This window comes from Streptomyces sp. NPDC046915, assembly GCF_040644935.1.
Lineage (GTDB): Bacteria > Actinomycetota > Actinomycetes > Streptomycetales > Streptomycetaceae > Streptomyces.
In genome coordinates, this window is sequence record NZ_JBEYXB010000002.1 from 23,637 (window position 1) to 40,167 (window position 16,531).

General features: G+C 71.6%; 12 protein-coding genes and 1 other RNA gene. 9 read left to right on the forward strand and 4 right to left on the reverse strand.

The window, feature by feature from the left end; genetic code table 11:
* Nucleotides 1-153 precede the first annotated feature (153 nt).
* From ABZ915_RS04855 to ABZ915_RS04865, 3 genes are all read right to left on the reverse strand, one after another.
* Complete coding sequence (locus ABZ915_RS04855; protein WP_361795920.1) at nucleotides 154-1,497, reverse strand: sugar ABC transporter permease; 1,344 nt, start codon at nucleotides 1,495-1,497, stop codon at nucleotides 154-156.
* A 7-nt stretch (nucleotides 1,498-1,504) separates the two neighbouring features.
* A complete protein-coding gene (locus ABZ915_RS04860) occupies nucleotides 1,505-2,881 on the reverse strand; it encodes an ABC transporter substrate-binding protein (RefSeq protein ID WP_361795923.1) in 1,377 nt (458 codons plus the stop codon).
* 155 nt (nucleotides 2,882-3,036) lie between these two features.
* Nucleotides 3,037-6,402 (reverse strand): FHA domain-containing protein, encoded by a 3,366-nt coding sequence (locus ABZ915_RS04865; protein WP_361797677.1) that lies wholly within the window; start codon nucleotides 6,400-6,402, stop codon nucleotides 3,037-3,039.
* 340 nt (nucleotides 6,403-6,742) lie between these two features.
* On the opposite strand from ABZ915_RS04865, the gene ABZ915_RS04870 reads away from it, so the two are divergent.
* The 4 genes from ABZ915_RS04870 (at nucleotide 6,743) to ABZ915_RS04885 (ending at nucleotide 11,940) form a co-directional block, all read left to right on the forward strand.
* Complete coding sequence (locus ABZ915_RS04870; protein WP_361795926.1) at nucleotides 6,743-8,419, forward strand: protein kinase; 1,677 nt, start codon at nucleotides 6,743-6,745, stop codon at nucleotides 8,417-8,419.
* A gap of 111 nt (nucleotides 8,420-8,530) precedes the next feature.
* Nucleotides 8,531-9,769, forward strand: a complete 1,239-nt coding sequence (locus ABZ915_RS04875) for a serine/threonine-protein kinase (RefSeq protein ID WP_361795929.1) — start codon at nucleotides 8,531-8,533, stop codon at nucleotides 9,767-9,769.
* 138 nt (nucleotides 9,770-9,907) lie between these two features.
* Complete coding sequence (prfB, locus tag ABZ915_RS04880) at nucleotides 9,908-11,014, forward strand: peptide chain release factor 2 (protein WP_361795932.1); 1,107 nt, start codon at nucleotides 9,908-9,910, stop codon at nucleotides 11,012-11,014.
* 296 nt (nucleotides 11,015-11,310) lie between these two features.
* Entirely contained in the window at nucleotides 11,311-11,940 is a 630-nt protein-coding gene (locus ABZ915_RS04885) for a hypothetical protein (RefSeq protein ID WP_361795935.1), read from the forward strand.
* Between the two features lie 95 nt (nucleotides 11,941-12,035).
* Here the strand turns inward: ABZ915_RS04885 and ABZ915_RS04890 are convergent, their stop codons facing one another.
* A complete protein-coding gene (locus tag ABZ915_RS04890; RefSeq protein WP_361795938.1) occupies nucleotides 12,036-12,227 on the reverse strand; it encodes a hypothetical protein in 192 nt (63 codons plus the stop codon).
* A 258-nt stretch (nucleotides 12,228-12,485) separates the two neighbouring features.
* Between ABZ915_RS04890 and ftsE the strand changes: the two genes are divergently transcribed.
* The 5 genes from ftsE (at nucleotide 12,486) to ssrA (ending at nucleotide 16,469) form a co-directional block, all read left to right on the forward strand.
* Nucleotides 12,486-13,175 carry a cell division ATP-binding protein FtsE gene (ftsE, locus tag ABZ915_RS04895; RefSeq protein WP_132851613.1) on the forward strand — a complete coding sequence of 230 codons (690 nt, stop codon included), beginning with the start codon at nucleotides 12,486-12,488 and terminating at the stop codon, nucleotides 13,173-13,175.
* A gap of 43 nt (nucleotides 13,176-13,218) precedes the next feature.
* Complete coding sequence (gene ftsX, locus ABZ915_RS04900; protein WP_361795941.1) at nucleotides 13,219-14,136, forward strand: permease-like cell division protein FtsX; 918 nt, start codon at nucleotides 13,219-13,221, stop codon at nucleotides 14,134-14,136.
* Between the two features lie 67 nt (nucleotides 14,137-14,203).
* A complete protein-coding gene (locus ABZ915_RS04905) occupies nucleotides 14,204-15,382 on the forward strand; it encodes a S41 family peptidase (protein WP_361795944.1) in 1,179 nt (392 codons plus the stop codon).
* Between the two features lie 46 nt (nucleotides 15,383-15,428).
* Nucleotides 15,429-15,980, forward strand: a complete 552-nt coding sequence (gene smpB, locus ABZ915_RS04910) for an SsrA-binding protein SmpB (RefSeq protein ID WP_361795947.1) — start codon at nucleotides 15,429-15,431, stop codon at nucleotides 15,978-15,980.
* A gap of 103 nt (nucleotides 15,981-16,083) precedes the next feature.
* Nucleotides 16,084-16,469: a transfer-messenger RNA gene (gene ssrA, locus ABZ915_RS04915) on the forward strand.
* Nucleotides 16,470-16,531: the final 62 nt, after the last annotated feature.

Below are 16,531 nucleotides of genomic sequence, written 5' to 3' on the forward strand. Positions count from 1 at the left end.
CTGTGCCTTCCCGGGGGGCGACCCCCGGACCCCCAGCAGATGCACGGCCGACGCGTCTTCATCGCCGCACCTCCCGCCTCAGCCGACGGATGTTGCTGTGCCTTCCCGGGGGGCGACCCCCGGACCCCCAGCAGATGCACGGCCGACGCGTCTTCATCGCCGCACCTCCCGCCTCAGCCGACGGATGTTGAACAGCATCACCGGGATCACCAGCAGCAGCAGGAACACCGCGATCGCGCTCGCGATGCCTGGCTGGCTCTCCGCGAAGCCCTTGCGGTACAGCTCCAGGGCGAGCACGTTCGCGTCGTCCTGGGAGGAGCCCGGCGCGATGATGAAGACCAGGTCGAAGACCTTCAGCACGTTGATCATCAGGGTGACGACCACGACCGCGAGGACCGGCGCGAGCAGCGGGACGGTGACCTTGCGGAACACCTGCCACTCGTTGGCCCCGTCCACCCGGGCGGCCTCCAGCAGCTCCCGGGGTACGCCCGCGAGCCCGGCCGCGATCAGCACCATCGCGAAGCCCGCCCACATCCAGACGTACGAGCCGATGATGGCCGGGGTGACCAGCGACGGGCCGAGCCAGTCGACGCCGTTGTAGGGCTCCTTGAAGTTGCTCGCGGGCAATCGGAGTTGGGCGCCGTCCGCCGCGGCGGGCAGGGTGAACGTGCCGTCGCCGGCGGCCTTCGCGGAGGCCACCACCTTGCCGTCCTTGACCGCCTCGATCCGCATGCCGGAATAGCCCAGCTCGGACGGATCGGGAGCGCCCAGTTTGCCGACGCCCTTGCCGCGGGTGAAGTCCTGCCAGGTCGTGCCGGTGATCTTCCCGGGCTCCGGCTTCGCCGCCACCGCCTTCTTCGCGCTGTCCGGCATCTGGTCGGGGGCCACGCCGACCAGCGGCAGGGTGACGGCCTGGCCGGTGTGCACGGGTGCCGACGTGATGAAGCCGCCCCCGTCGGGCTTGAGCGGCGACTCGCGGCCCGGGTGCGCCTTCGGGAACGCCGACGACTGGGCGAAGGTGTCGTGGACGCCGACCCACACCGCGTTGGCGACGCCCTTGTCCGGGTCCTGGTCGTACACCAGCCGGAAGATGATCCCGGCCGCCAGCATCGAGATCGCCATCGGCATGAAGACGACCAGCTTGAACGCCGTTCCCCAGCGCACCCGTTCGGTCAGCACCGCGAAGATCAGACCGAGCGCGGTGGAGACCGTCGGCGCGAACACCACCCAGATGATGTTGTTCTTCAGGGCGGTGCGGATGCCGTCGTCGGTGAACAGGGCCTTGTAGTTGTCGACTCCGGCGAAGCCGTCGCCGTTCGCGTTGTAGAAGCTGCGGATGACCGAGTACCCGATCGGGTAGACCACGAGCGCGCCGAGCAGCACCAGGGCGGGCAGCAGGAAGAGGGCTGCCACGGTTCTGCGCGTACCAGTCACGCTCTTGCGGCTCTTGGATGCGGCGGGACCCGGTGGGGCCCCGGCCGCCGCTGCCGACGACATCGCCGGATCAGCTCCCGTTCCCGTAGGCCGCCGCCGCGTCCTTCTCCAGCTTCGCCTGCGTGCCCGCGACGTCCTTCGGGTTCATCAGGAAGTCCTGGAGGTCCTTCCACTCGCCCTTGCCGGGGGTGCCGCCGAAGGCCTGCGGGGCCTGGTCGGACATGTCGAAGCGGAAGTCGTCGCCGGAGGAGATCAGCGCCTTGGCGATCGTGCGCTGCACCTCGTTCGGGTAGTCCGAGTTCGGGACGCTCTTGTTCGGGGACAGGTAGCCGCCGAGCTTGGCCTGGATCGACGCCGCGTCCGGGGAGGCCAGGAAGGTGGCCAGCGCCTGGGCCGCCTTGGAGTCCTTCAGGATGACGGCCGCGTCACCGCCGGAGACCACCGGGGCGGACGAGCCCACCGCCGGGAACGGGAACACCTTCGCGTCCGTGCCCACCTTCGCCTTGGTGTCACCGATGTTGACCTGGGCGAAGTCGCCCTCGTAGACCATGGCCGCCTTCGGCTGGTCGCCGCCGGTGAAGGTCTGGGTGACGGAGGCCGGGAACTCGGTCTGGAGCGCGCCCTTCGCGCCGCCCGCGACATAGTCCTTCTTGCCCCAGATCTGGGCGAGCGTGGTGAGCGCCTGCTTCACCGAGGGGTCGGTCCACTTGATCTTGTGCTGGGCGAGCTGGTCGTACTTCTCCGGGCCCGCCTGGGAGAGGTAGACGTTCTCGAACCAGTCGGTGAGGGTCCAGCCGTCGGCGCCGCCCACCGAGAACGGGGTGATACCGGAGTCGTACACCGACTGCGCCGTCTTCAGCAGGTCCTGCCAGGTCTTCGGCTCCTTGGCGCCCGCGCCCTCGAAGGCCTTGGCGTTGTACCAGATCAGCGACTTGTTGGCGGCCTTGTAGTACACGCCGTACTGCTTGCCGCCGACCTTGCCGATGTCCTGCCAGCCCTGCGAGTAGTTCTTCTGGAGCTCCTTGACGGCGTCCGCGCCGAGGGGCTTGGCCCACTTCTTGTCCACGGCCTGCTTGATGGCGCCGGGCTGCGGCAGCAGCGCGATGTCCGGCGGCTGACCGCCGGCGATCTTCGAACCGAGGAAGTTGATGATCGGGTCCTGCGCGGGCACGAACGTGACCTTGGCGCCCGTGCGCTTCTCGAACTCCGCGAGGACCTGCTTGAAGTTCTTCTGCTCGGTGCCGGTCCAGACGGCGGCGACCTCCAGGCTCGCGCCGTTCAGCTTCGGGAGGGAGACGGTGGAGCCGCTCTCGGTGGCGCTGCTGCCGCCGTCGTCCTTCTTGTCGTCGCTGCCGCTACAGGCGGTGAGTGCCAGTGCTCCCGCGAGGAGGGCGGCGAATGTCGTGACGGCCCTGTTTGTCCGGATGGTGTTGCTGTTGCTACGCATCACTGCCCCGTTCTTCGTTCTTCGTTGAACGTATGAGCACTGTCCCGTGGCGTCCGGTCTACGCCGGGTGACTTGAAGGCGGCAAGAGCGCCTGCGGTGTCAACCGGGAGATCGTGACCGGCTCGTGATTAGGCCCGTATGCGGACTACGGAGAGTTACAGAAGTGACGGGACTTCCGCGGCCGCCACTTGCCGCGCCGCCCGCTCCACCGCACTCGCCAGCAGGGCCAGGTCCGTCGGGCCGTTGCCCAGTTCGCGGACGGGACGGCGGGCCGGCGGGTCGCCCATGCGGTGCCAGTCCAGGGGGACGACCGTGGGGCGCTGGGTGGCGGTGCGGGGGATGCGGCCGGTCACCCGGCCGCCCTGGAAGGGGGATATGTGCCCGTCGGCGTGAGCCAGCCGCCCGCGCCCCGGCGCCGGTTCGTCCGGGCCGGTGGACGGCGCGTCCAGGGTGACGCGGAGGGTGGCCCGGCGGGCCGGTTCCGACTCCGCGGCGCGGCCCCCGGGGCCGGTGGCGGCCACCAGGTGGACGCCGAGCCGCTCGCCCTCCTTGGCCACCGCCTCCAGCGCGCGTATCACCGAGCCGGCGGCGGGCCGGCCCGGGGAGCCGAGCGCGGGGGAGACCAGCGCGTCGAAGTCGTCCACGACGACCACCAGCCGGGGCAGCGGCGGCGGCGTCGCCTCGGTCTGCCGCCGGGAGGCCGCCCCGGGCCGCAGCCGCATGGTCGAGCTCGGCGGTGCCTCCAGGTCCCCGGCCCCGCTGGTTCCGCCGGTCCCGGGAGCGGGCCGCCCGGCGGGTGTGCGCTGCGCGACGATCCGGCCGGAGACCTCGCGGTGCGTGTGCCACTCGGCGAAGTCGGCCCGCCCGAGCAACTCGGCCCGCCGCTTCAGCTCGGCGCTCAGGGACTGGGCGAACTCCCGCATGCGGACCGGGTCGTTGACCGTGAGGTGGGTGGTGACGTGCGGTATCTCCGTACAGGTGCGCAGCCCCTCGCCGTGCGCTCCGCCGGTGCCGACGCCGTCCCGGCCGTCGATCAGGACGATGCCCAGGCGGTCGGGGCGCTCGGCGGCGGCGAACGAGGCGACGACGGCCCGCAGCAGCTCCGTACGGCCGCTGCCGGGCGGCCCCTCGACCAGCAGGTGCGGCCCCTCGGCGACGAGGTCGGCGCAGAGCGGCCCGCGCGGCCCGGCGCCGAGCACCGCCCAGGCCCGCCCGCCGAGCGACTCCTTGTCGTCGGCCGCGTCCGCCCAGCGCGCCATCAGGGAGGCCGGGGTCGCCCTGGCGAGGCCCAGCTCGTCCAGGAGCCGCGCCGACTGGGGCAGCGGTGCCGCCACGCGTGCGTGCCCCTCACCGAGCGTGCCGTCCGTCCGCAGCGGTGCCAGCGCCCGCGCGAACCGCTCCGCCCAGGCGACGGAGACCGCGTCGACGGCGGCGACCGTGCCGGGGCCCACCGGCCCGGCGGGGGCGCTGGGGGTGTCGGTCCGGGCGATGCGCGTCAGCCGCAGGGCGGTGGCGACATCGCCGCTGAGCAGCGCCACGGCCCCGCAGGCGCGGAACGTCGGCGCCGCCGCGCACGCCGCCTCGTACGTGTCCGTCACCGGCGAGGCGGGCGAGGCCGGTGCCGTCTCGGCCAGGCACACCACATGGATCCCGGCCCGGGGCCCTTCCAGGGCCAGCCGCGCCACCGACTCCCGCAGGGCGGCGCCGCCGGGATCGCCGTCCACGACGACCACGGTGAACGGTCCGGGGAAGCCGCCGGGGTCCGCGCCGAGGTCGTCCCGCGCCCAGGAGGGGCGCCGGGCCGGGCGGGGGGCTGCCGCGCCCGCGGCCTCCGGTGCGGCATATCCGCCGGGGCCGGTGCCGTTGTTGGTGCCGCTTCCCGCGGCCGTCGGCCTCGCGCCGCCCGCCTGCCGGACCGCCGGGTCGTCCAGGCGGCGCAGGAGCTCCTCGGTGCGGGCCGCCGCCTGTTCACGGTCGTAGGCCAGCAGGAGGCGGCAGTCCTGGCCGTGGCCGGGCCGCACGTGGGGCAGCCAGCCGAGCCAGGACCACTCCGCGGTGCGCTCTTCCAGGGGCCGGGCGCGGTCCGGGCTGAGCAGGACGATCTCCAGCGCGTCGGGGGAGTGCAGCGCGGCCAGCTGGGCCAGCACCGCGCGCGCCAGCCCGGACAGCCGCGCGCGCGGTCCGGCCAGGCCCAGCGCCCCGGCCTCCCGCAGGTCGGCGGTCACCGGGACGGCGGGCAGCAGGCCCGAGCCGTCCGGCATGGCCCGGTCGGCGGTGCCGAGCCGGACCGTGAGGGTCTCCGGGTGGCCCGGCCCGCGCTCCCACAGCCGGGGCCCGGGGCCCAGTGCCGTGAGCAGCAGTGCCGCCGGGTCCGGCCAGATGTCCGGCTGCTGCGGGAGGAGGCCAGCCGGCGGTGGGACGGTCTCGTCGGCGCCCTGCTGGTCGTACACCTGGGGGTCCGCCGCCGGCTCGCCGCGTCCGCCGGTCAGCCGGCGCGCCCACGCGCCGAGCCCGCCGCGCCTGCGTACGCCCTGCGGGATGTCGGTGCCACGGAGAGGGGTGGCCTTGCGGACGCCGGGGGCCGGGCCCGGTGCGGCGGGACCGTCCGCCGTGCCGTGCGCCGCGAAGGCCCCGCCGAACCCGCCGACCCCGAAGGGGCCCGCGTGCGTGTCCCCGCCGTCCCGGCTCTCGATCCGGGGCGCCCCGCCCTGCCCCGGCACGACCGGCTCCGCCCCCGGTTCCCGGGCGTCCGGTGTCGCGTCGGCGGTGCCCCAGCCCGCCGAGCCGTAGGCGTGCTGCGTGTGTCCCAGGGGCGTGCCGTCGTGTCCCTCGCGCGCGGGAGCCGCCGCGTCCCCGGGGGCGACCCGCACGCAGCCCTCCCCGTCGGGCATCGTCTCCACCCGGGCCCCCGGCCCCCCGGACGGAGTGAGCCGCAGGGCCGATTCACCGATCCGCAGCAGCGCCCCAGGGGCGAACCGCACCTGCCGGTCGCCCACGTGCGTGCCGTCCAGCGCCGTGCCGTTGGTGGAGCCCAGGTCGGCGACCGAGACGCGGCCGTCGGCGGCGACGGTGACCGCGCAGTGCAGTCGGGAGACATCGGGGTCGTCCAGCGGGACGTCGGCGTCGGCGGAGCGGCCGATGGTGACCTGGCCGCCGTGCAGCAGGTGGACGCCGCCCGCGTCCGGGCCCGCGACCACGTGCAGTTGGGTCGGGGCGTCGTCCAGCTCGGGGTGCGGTTCCGGTTCGGCGGGGGCACCCACGGACAGCACCGCGCCGTCGACCAGTGGGGGTTCGCCCAGAGTGGCGCGGCCGGCGTCCAGCCGCTCCACGCCCGCGTACAGCACGACCGGGGCGCCGGCGGCCTCCCGGCCCCCGTCGCCGGTGACCGCCGAGGCCAGCGCCGACGCCACCGCGGCCAGGGCCGTGCCCGCGGGCGCCGTGACCAGCACGTCGCGGCTCGCGGCGCGGCCCCGCTGCGGGGACGGGCCCAGCGGGTCTACGACGGTCAGCCGGATCTGCATCGCCGTCAGCGGTCCCTTCTGCGCGGGCGCGGACTTCCCCCCACCACACACGAGCACGTCGGCCAGTACTGCACGCATCCTCGCACCTGCCACTGACAGCGCGCCCCTCGCCCGGCGTCAAGTGATCTTGATTGGTCAGCTCTGCCCCTAAAAGTGCCTGACCAGTTGTGCACCGGCGATCAGTTGAGATCGGTCACGTCCGCCGGCGGCAACCTGGAGACCGAGGCGAGCGTCTTTCCTTCGAACGTGCACCGGAACGCTTACGTAGTGCATGGGAGGACGGCACTACAGTGGGTCGGAAAAGGTAAGCGGAGAAGGCAAGCAACAGGGAGCGCATGACGTGCGGCCGGTAGGCAGCAAGTACCTGCTCGAGGAGCCGCTCGGACGCGGCGCCACGGGCACCGTCTGGCGAGCCCGCCAGCGGGAGACCGCGGGCGCCGAGGCGGCCGTGGCCGGCCAGCCCGGCGAGACCGTCGCGATCAAGGTCCTCAAGGAAGAGCTGGCGAACGACGCCGACGTCGTCATGCGGTTCCTCCGGGAGCGGTCCGTCCTGCTCCGGCTCACCCACCCCAACATCGTCCGGGTGCGCGACCTGGTGGTCGAGGGCGATCTGCTGGCGCTGGTCATGGACCTCGTCGAAGGCCCCGACCTGCACCGCTACCTGCGCGAGAACGGCCCCCTCACCCCGGTCGCCGCCGCGCTGATGACCGCGCAGATCGCCGACGCGCTCGCCGCCAGCCACGACGACGGCGTCGTCCACCGTGATCTGAAACCGGCCAACGTGCTGCTCCAGCAGTACGAAGGCCAGATGCACCCGCTGCTGACCGACTTCGGCATCGCGCGCCTGGCCGACTCCCCGGGGCTCACCCGCACCCACGAGTTCGTCGGCACGCCCGCCTACATCGCCCCCGAGAGCGCCGAGGGCCGCCCGCAGACCTCCGCCGTCGACATCTACGGCGCCGGCATCCTGCTGTACGAGCTGGTCACCGGCCGCCCGCCGTTCTCCGGCGGCAGCGCCCTGGAGGTCCTGCACCAGCACCTGAGCGCCGAACCGCGCCGCCCCTCGACCGTCCCCGACCCGCTGTGGACGGTCATAGAGCGCTGCCTGCGCAAGAACCCGGCGGAACGGCCCAGCGCCGAGAACCTGGCGCGCGGCCTGCGCGTCGTCGCCGAGGGCATCGGCGTGCACGCCAACAGCGCGCAGATCGCCGCCGCCGAGGGCGTGGGGGCACTGCTCGCCCCCGACCCGGCGCCGACCGCCGTAGCGGGCGCGCCCGGGGCCGCCGACCCCACGCAGGTGCTGCCCACAGGCTCGGCACCCGGAGCGTACGACCCCAACGGGGCCACCAGCGTCCTGCCCCACACCGGCGGCCCGGCGGGCGCGGCCGACCCCACCGCCGTACTGCCGCACACCGGGGCCGCCGACCCGACCGCGGTCATGCCCCCGGTGCCGCAGGGCCAGCAGCCGCCCGAGCAGCCGCACCCCTGGCAGAACCAGCTGCGCGCCGCCCGCGACCGCAACGAGCAGACCCAGGTCCAGTACCTCGACCCGAACGAGGACCCGCTGCGCCGCCGCCCGCAGCGCCAGGTGGCCCGCCCCAACCAGCAGCCCCAGCAGCAGCAGGCGCGCCCGCAGCAGCCCCAGCAGCGCCAGGCCCGGCAGCGTCAGCAGCAGGGCCCGCCGCCCGGGTACGGCCAGCAGCAGCCCCAGCGGTACGCCACCCCGCAGCCGCAGCAGTACGCCCCGCCCGCTCCGGCGGAGCCCCGGCGGCCGGCGCGGGAGCCGCGGGAGCCGCGGCAGCGCAGCGCCAACCCGATGAAGATCCCCGGTCTCGGCTGCCTGAAGGGATGCCTGTTCACGATCGTCATCCTGTTCGTCGCGGGCTGGCTGATCTGGGAGCTGAGCCCCTTGCAGCACTGGATCGGCACGGGCCGGGGCTACTGGCAGGAGCTGAGCCACTGGTTCCACACGGCGACCCGATGGGTCAAGGATCTCGGGGGTTCCGGCAGTAACTGATCGCCGGGTTGGTGATTTGTCGACATCTGGCGGGTGATTTCCGTCTCCGCGGTGAAGGTTGGCTCCTCGGACGCGTACTTTTAACGACAACACGCGTCAGTAGGAGCAGTCTTGGCACGCAAGATCGGCAGCCGGTACACCGCCCACCAGATCCTGGGCCGGGGCAGCGCCGGCACGGTGTGGCTGGGCGAGGGACCGGACGGGCCCGTCGCCATCAAGCTGCTGCGCGAGGACCTCGCGTCCGACCAGGAACTCGTCGGACGCTTCGTGCAGGAGCGCACGGCCCTGCTCGGCCTGGAGCACCCGAACGTCGTCTCGGTGCGCGACCTCGTGGTCGACGGCAACGACCTCGCGCTCGTCATGGACCTGGTCCGGGGCACGGATCTGCGCACCCGGCTCGAACGCGAGCGCCGCCTCGCGCCCGAGGCGGCGGTGGCCATCGTCGCGGACGTCGCCGACGGGCTCGCGGCGGCGCACAAGGCCGGCGTCGTGCACCGGGACGTCAAGCCGGAGAACGTGCTGCTGGACATGCAGGGCCCGCTCGGGCCCGGCGGCGCCCACCCGGCGCTGCTGACCGACTTCGGCGTGGCCAAGCTGATCGACTCGCCCAAGCGAACCCGGGCCACGAAGATCATCGGCACCCCGGACTACCTGGCCCCGGAGATCGTGGAGGGCCTGCCGCCGCGCGCCTCGGTCGACATCTACGCCCTGGCCACGGTGCTGTACGAGCTGCTGGCCGGCTTCACCCCCTTCGGCGGCGGGCACCCCGGGGCCGTACTGCGGCGGCACGTGACCGAGACGGTCGTACCGCTGCCCGGGATCCCCGAGGAGCTGTGGCAGCTGCTGGTGCAGTGCCTGGCCAAGGCACCGGCCTCGCGGCTGCGGGCGTCGGAGCTGGCGGCCCGGCTGCGGGAGCAGCTGCCGGTGCTGGCCGGGATGCCCCCGCTGGAGGTGGACGAGCCGGACGCGGAGCTCTCCGAGGAGGCCGCGGCGGAGGAGCCCGCGTTCCCGGCGGAGCCCGGAGGCGAGCCGGTACGGCGGCGCGGGGCGGTGTCCCTGGTGCCCGGAGCCAAGCCGGACTCCAACCGCGACACCCACACCTCGATGCGCGTACCGGGACCCGACGAGCTGGCCGGAGGAGCCCGGGGCACCGCACGCGCTCCCCGGGCCTCCGGAGCGCCCCGCCCCGGCTCGGCACGGCACCGGGCGGCCGCCCGGCGGCGCAAGATCACCCTCGGAGTGGCCGCGGTCACGCTCGCGGCCGCGCTCGGGGTCGGCGCGTGGCTGGCGACGTCGGGCGACGACTCGGAGACCTCCCCGCAGAACACGCACACCTCTTCGACACCGTGAGGAGAACGAGCCCGTCCGGCGCTTGAGGACGAGGCCCGTTCAGGGCCGACAGGGGCGGCGGCCCCCGGAGGGCCCCGCACCGGCGCCGGATGCCTCTTTCGGCCGGGGTTGCCTGAAGGAACCGTTACGCTGGATGGCGTGGCAGTCGTCGATGTATCCGAAGAGATCAAGTCCCTCTCCTCGACCATGGAGTCGATCGAGGCCGTTCTGGACCTCGACAAGCTGAGGGCAGACATCGCCGTGCTCGAGGAGCAGGCGGCCGCGCCGTCCCTGTGGGACAACCCGGACGAGGCGCAGAAGATCACCAGCAGGCTCTCCCACCTCCAGGCCGAGGTCAGGAAGGCGGAGACGCTGCGCGGACGGATCGACGATCTCGCCGTGCTCTTCGAGATGGCCGAGGAGGAGGACGACCCGGACACCCGTGCCGAGGCCGAGTCCGAGCTCGCCGCCGTCCGCAAGGCGCTGGACGAGATGGAGGTCCGCACGCTCCTGTCCGGCGAGTACGACGCCCGTGAGGCGCTCGTGAACATCCGCGCCGAGGCCGGCGGTGTCGACGCCGCCGACTTCGCGGAGCGGCTCCAGCGCATGTACCTGCGGTGGGCCGAGCAGCACGGCTACAAGACCGAGGTGTACGAGACCTCGTACGCGGAGGAGGCGGGCATCAAGTCCACCACCTTCGCCGTGCAGATCCCCTACGCCTACGGCACCCTCTCCGTCGAGCAGGGCACGCACCGGCTGGTGCGCATCTCGCCCTTCGACAACCAGGGCCGCCGGCAGACCTCCTTCGCGGGCGTGGAGGTCCTGCCCGTCGTCGAGCAGTCCGACCACGTCGAGATCGACGAGACCGAGCTGCGCATCGACGTCTACCGGTCCTCCGGCCCCGGCGGTCAGGGCGTGAACACCACGGACTCCGCCGTCCGCATCACGCACCTTCCCACCGGCATCGTCGTCTCCTGCCAGAACGAGCGGTCGCAGATCCAGAACAAGGCCACCGCGATGAACGTCCTCCAGGCGAAGCTGCTCGAGCGGCGCCGGCAGGAGGAGCAGGCCAAGATGGACGCCCTCAAGGGCGACGGCGGCAACTCCTGGGGCAACCAGATGCGGTCGTACGTGCTGCACCCGTACCAGATGGTCAAGGACCTGCGCACGGAGCACGAGGTCGGCAACCCGGAGGCCGTGTTCAACGGTGAGATCGACGGGTTCCTCGAGGCCGGTATTCGCTGGCGCAAGCAGCAAGAGAAGTAACTTTGTCGACTTGACAACTGCCGCCCACCGGGCGGCAGTTGTTGTTTTGTCTGGGTTCTACATCACACTTACACACCGCAACTCCCGGCATACGGCCCACCGGTGGACATCGCGCGCGCAACGGCCTTGACGTTGCTTTGAAAAATCGGAAGGGTGAAGCGTGGCATGCGTATCTCTGGGGCGCATGTGAACCGGGGGACTCGCGCGGTGACTTGAACTTCGTCAGCTGCCTCCGTCGATCACGGCCGACCCCATGCGCCGCTCATTGACCAACAGCTACTGGGGGTAGCAACCATATGACGAAGAAGACGCGGATCCGGATCGCGCGGATAGCCGCCGGCGCCGTGATCGCCGCGGGTGCCTCGCTGACCGCCGCGGGAGCCGCCTCCGCCACGGAGTCGGACTGCGTGCTGGGTGTTCTGTGCGCCGACGAGAACCCGACGCCGGACCCGGGCCCGACCGATCCCACGACGATCCCGACGGACCCCACGACGATCCCGACGGACCCGACCACGGTCCCGACGGACCCGACCGACGGGCCGACGGACCCCACCGAGGAGCCGACCGAGCCCACCGAGGACCCGACGACGGCCCAGCCGTCCGAGAACCCCACCAAGCCCACCTCCGAGCCCTCGCAGGGCGGCAGCCACGGCAACGGCGGCGGCAGCCACGGCAACGGCAACAACAACGACCCCGACGGCGGCTCCGGCACCTCCGCCCAGGAGGAGGGCACCTCCGCCCTCACCGACACCAGCTCGAACACGGGCTCCGGCGCCAAGGCCCAGGGCAGCGGTAAGGAGCTCGCCGAGACCGGTGCCGGGCAGACCGCGTTCCTGATCATCGGCGCCGCCACCATGATCGCCGGTGGCGTCGGCTTCCGCGTCCTGCCGCGCCTCGTCGGCGGCCGGGGCGGTGCGGCTGCCTGACGGTAGCCGAGCGGGTACGATGCGTGCCCACTGCTTGCGATGAAGGGCCCGGAGCTTGGCGCTCCGGGCCCTTCAGGCGTACTGGGAGGGGATCCTCACGCGGTCTGGTGCGCCAGCAGCGCCACCGCGGCGATCAGCACCGCCAGCAGCGCTATCAGCGTCATCGGGTTCAGTCCCGCGAAGAAGTTCTCCTGCTGAAGTCGCTCGCGGTTGGCGCGGCACACGGGGCACCGGCCCTCGCTCACGGGCGCCGCGCAGTTCGCGCACACCAACCGGTCGTACGTCATGCGCTCGCCCTCCTTGCACCGGCCATCACCCATATAACGTTTCCGGAACGGAGAACGTTCCCCCTCCACTGTGCCAGGTTCCTCCGGAGGTTGCGCGGGCGCTCCGAAAGGGGTGGTGCAGGTCTCTAGCGGCGGGACGCAAACCTTACCCGGCACAAATGTGCACAAGACCCCCGCAACCGCGACCGGCGACTGCGCTTCCGTACCCGGTTCGCGTATGGTCACGCACATCTACCCCCGGCGACCCGTGGTGCATCCGTGATCCGATTCGACAATGTCTCCAAGGTCTACCCCAAGCAGACCCGCCCCGCACTCAGGGAAGTGTCCCTGGAAGTGGAGAAGGGCGAGTTCGTGTTCCTGGTGGGGTCCTCCGGCTCCGGAAAGTCCACCTTCCTGCGGCTGATCCTCCGCGAGGAGCGGTGCAGCCACGGACAGGTGCACGTGCTGGGCAAGGACCTCGCGCGCCTCTCCAACTGGAAGGTGCCGCAGATGCGCCGCCAGCTGGGGACCGTGTTCCAGGACTTCCGGCTCCTGCCCAACAAGACGGTCGCGGAGAACGTGGCCTTCGCGCAGGAGGTCATCGGCAAGTCCCGCGGCGAGATCCGCAAGTCCGTGCCGCAGGTGCTCGACCTCGTCGGGCTCGGCGGCAAGGAGGACCGGATGCCGGGCGAGCTGTCCGGCGGTGAGCAGCAGCGCGTGGCCATCGCGCGGGCCTTCGTCAACAGACCCAAGCTGCTGATCGCCGACGAGCCCACCGGCAACCTCGACCCGCAGACCTCCGTCGGCATCATGAAGCTGCTCGACCGGATCAACCGCACCGGTACGACAGTCGTGATGGCCACGCACGACCAGAACATCGTGGACCAGATGCGCAAGCGCGTCATCGAGCTGGAGAAGGGCCGCCTCGTCCGCGACCAGGCACGCGGCGTCTACGGCTACCAGCACTGACGATCCCCACGTCCTGGATCCACGGAAAGGCTTACCAGACGCCATGCGCGCCCAGTTCGTACTGTCGGAGATCGGTGTGGGTCTCCGCCGCAATCTCACGATGACCTTCGCGGTGATCGTCTCCGTAGCCCTGTCCCTGGCCCTGTTCGGTGGTTCGCTGCTGATGAGCGACCAGGTCAGCACGATGAAGGGCTACTGGTACGACAAGGTCAACGTCTCGATCTTCCTCTGCAACAAGAGCGACGCCGACTCCGACCCCAAGTGCACCAAGGGCGCGGTCACCGAGGACCAGAAGAAGCAGATCCTCGCCGACCTGAAGAAGATGACGGTCGTCGAGACGGTCACGTACGAGTCGCAGGACCAGGCGTACAAGCACTACAAGGAGCAGTTCGGCGACTCCCCGCTGGCCAGTTCGCTCACCCCGGACCAGATGCAGGAGTCGTACCGGATCAAGCTCAAGGACCCGCAGAAGTACCAGGTCGTCGCGACCGCCTTCGACGGGCGCGACGGCGTGCAGTCCGTGCAGGACCAAAAAGGCATCCTTGACAACCTGTTCGGGCTGCTGAACGGCATGAACTGGGCCGCCCGGATGGTCATGGCGCTGATGCTGGTGGTCGCGCTGATGCTGATCGTCAACACCGTGCGCGTCTCCGCGTTCAGCCGTCGGCGGGAGACCGGGATCATGCGGCTGGTCGGCGCCTCCGGCTTCTACATCCAGGCGCCGTTCATCGCCGAGGCCGCGGTCGCCGGACTGATCGGCGGCACGGTGGCCTGCGGATTCCTGGTCGTCGCGCGGTACTTCCTCATCGACCACGGCCTCGCCCTGTCGCAGAAGCTGAACTTGATCAACTTCATCGGCTGGGACGCCGTGTTGACGAAGCTGCCGCTCATCCTGGCCACAAGCCTGCTGATGCCGGCGCTGGCCGCGTTCTTCGCGCTGCGCAAGTACCTGAAGGTGTGACGCATGCCAAGAGGGCCGTACGTTCAACCGAGCGTACGGCCCTTCGCGTTGTCCTAGACTCACCCGCATGTCAGGCCGCGACCTGTTCTGCCAGCCCCGCCGTTTCGGCCGCGGGGCCGCCCTGACATTGGTCTTCGCGGGCGTGCTCGCCGCCGGAGCCGCCACCGGCGCCCTCCCGGACGGCGATCACTCGGGCGCCTCCGGACGGAGGGCCACACAGGGAGCCGCCCGCGCGGCCACCGGGCACGACGACGTCGAGAAGGCCGCCGCCGAGGCCATGGCCGACGGCAAGTCCCCCATGGAGGCCGCCGAGCGCGCGGTCAGCCGCAGCGGGGACCGCTGGGGCGCCGTGTACTCCGAGGGCGAGTACGAGGAGTTCCAGGAGGCCCTCGACGGCGAGTACACCGGCGTCGGCCTGTGGGCGCGGCGGGAGCGCGACGGGCGGATCGAGGTGACCAAGGTGCAGTCCGGGTCGCCCGCGTCCAGCGCCGGGATCCGCCAGGGCGACCGGCTGCGCAGCATCGACGGGCGGCGGGTCGGCGGACTGCCCGTCACCGAGGTCGTCTCGTTACTGCGCGGCGACGCCCAGGACGCCCCCGCCGGCACCACCGTCCGGCTCGGCCTGGAGCGCGGCACGCGCGCGTGGAGCGAGACACTGCGCCGGGCCCGCCTCTCCACCGACTCCGTCACCGTCCGCAAGCTCGCCGGCGGGGTGACCGTCATCAGGGTCGCCGCCTTCACCAAGGGCTCCGGCGACACCGTCCGCACCGCCGTCCGCGAGGCCCCGGCCGACGGCCGGCTCATCCTCGACCTGCGCGGCAACTCCGGCGGCCTGGTCACCGAGGCCACGACCGCCGCCTCCGCCTTCCTCGACGGCGGCCTGGTCGCCACCTACGACGTGGACGGAAAGCAGCACTCCCTGCACGCCGCGTCCGGCGGCGACACCGCCAGACCGCTGGTCGCCCTGGTCGACGGCGGCACGATGAGCGCGGCCGAGATGCTCACCGGCGCCCTGAAGGACCGCGGCCGCGCGGTCGTCATCGGCTCCCGCACCTTCGGCAAGGGCTCGGTCCAGATGCCGAGCAAGCTGCCCGACGGCTCCGTCGCCGAGCTGACCGTCGGCCACTACCGCACCCCCTCCGGCCGTGCCGTCGACGGCCGGGGCATCACCCCCGACCTGGAGGCCGGGCAGAACGCGCTCCAGCGGGCGGAGACGGTCCTCACCGGCCTGGGCGACCCGTCGTAAACGGCTTCCCCGGTACCCCCTCCGTAGTGCGAAAATGGACGGCACTATGAGTAAGGGAATGTACGTACCGAAGGAGTCCCAGCCCAAGCAGGGCGGAGGGGCCGCGAAGGCGGCGAAGGACGGCAAGCGCAAGATCGTCGCGCAGAACAAGAAGGCACGGCACGACTACGCGATCATCGACACCTACGAGGCCGGGCTCGTCCTCACCGGCACCGAGGTGAAGTCGCTGCGCCAGGGGCGCGCCTCGCTGACCGACGGCTTCGTCCAGATCGACGGGAACGAGGCGTGGCTGCACAACGCCCACATCCCCGAGTACAGCCAGGGCACCTGGACCAACCACTCCGTGCGCCGCAGGCGCAAGCTGCTCCTGCACCGCGAGGAGATCGACAAGCTGGAGTCCAAGTCCCAGGAGACGGGTCACACGATCGTGCCCCTCGCCCTGTACTTCAAGGACGGCCGCGCGAAGGCCGAGATCGCCCTCGCGCGAGGCAAGAAGGAGTACGACAAGCGGCAGACCCTGCGCGAGAAGCAGGACCGGCGGGAGTCGGACCGGGCGATCGCGGCGGCGAAGCGCAAGCAGCGCGGCCAGCGGGAATAAGCTGGCACGGACCCGCGTTGGTCACGTACGATGGCACTTGCACCGCACAGCAGGTGCGCGAGCCTCTCCGGCCTGCCGGAGGGGATTGATGTTAATTAAACATGGGGATGATCGGTTTCGACAGCGGCTGTCGAAGCAGGGGAAGCGTGTCGAGGAAGCGGCAATGATCTCGTAAACCATATGTCGCAAACAATAATCGCCAACACCAAGCGCGATTCCTCCTCGTTCGCCCTCGCTGCCTAATTAGCAGCTAGCGAACTCTCATAGGAGTGTCAGCCCGGGGCTGTTCCCGACCCGGATCCTGGCATCAGCTAGGGGACTAAACCTTGATCCCGGTCACGGGGTGAAGAGGGAAACCAAACAGTGACTGAGCCCGTCGGAGACTTGTCCGCGTGATCTCCGGGGCCGAGAAAATCGAAGCGGACTGCACACGGAGAAGCCCTGATTCCGCACCGTTGGACGCGGGTTCGATTCCCGCCATCTCCACTCATCCCATGTGGCCGAGGCCCTGTCGCTCACGAGCGGCGGGGCCTTTGTCGTGCACACCTTCG

What these genes read in the sequence shown, in the direction of transcription:
- ABZ915_RS04855 (WP_361795920.1), bottom strand. Translation starts at nt 1,497, where the DNA reads ATGTCGTCGGCAGCGGCGGCCGGGGCCCCACCGGGTCCCGCCGCATCC.
- ABZ915_RS04860 (WP_361795923.1), bottom strand. Translation starts at nt 2,881, where the DNA reads ATGCGTAGCAACAGCAACACCATCCGGACAAACAGGGCCGTCACGACA.
- ABZ915_RS04865 (WP_361797677.1), bottom strand. Translation starts at nt 6,402, where the DNA reads ATGCAGATCCGGCTGACCGTCGTAGACCCGCTGGGCCCGTCCCCGCAG.
- ABZ915_RS04885 (WP_361795935.1), top strand. Translation starts at nt 11,311, where the DNA reads ATGACGAAGAAGACGCGGATCCGGATCGCGCGGATAGCCGCCGGCGCC.
- ABZ915_RS04890 (WP_361795938.1), bottom strand. Translation starts at nt 12,227, where the DNA reads ATGACGTACGACCGGTTGGTGTGCGCGAACTGCGCGGCGCCCGTGAGC.
- ftsX (WP_361795941.1), top strand. Translation starts at nt 13,219, where the DNA reads ATGCGCGCCCAGTTCGTACTGTCGGAGATCGGTGTGGGTCTCCGCCGC.
- ABZ915_RS04905 (WP_361795944.1), top strand. Translation starts at nt 14,204, where the DNA reads ATGTCAGGCCGCGACCTGTTCTGCCAGCCCCGCCGTTTCGGCCGCGGG.
- smpB (WP_361795947.1), top strand. Translation starts at nt 15,429, where the DNA reads ATGAGTAAGGGAATGTACGTACCGAAGGAGTCCCAGCCCAAGCAGGGC.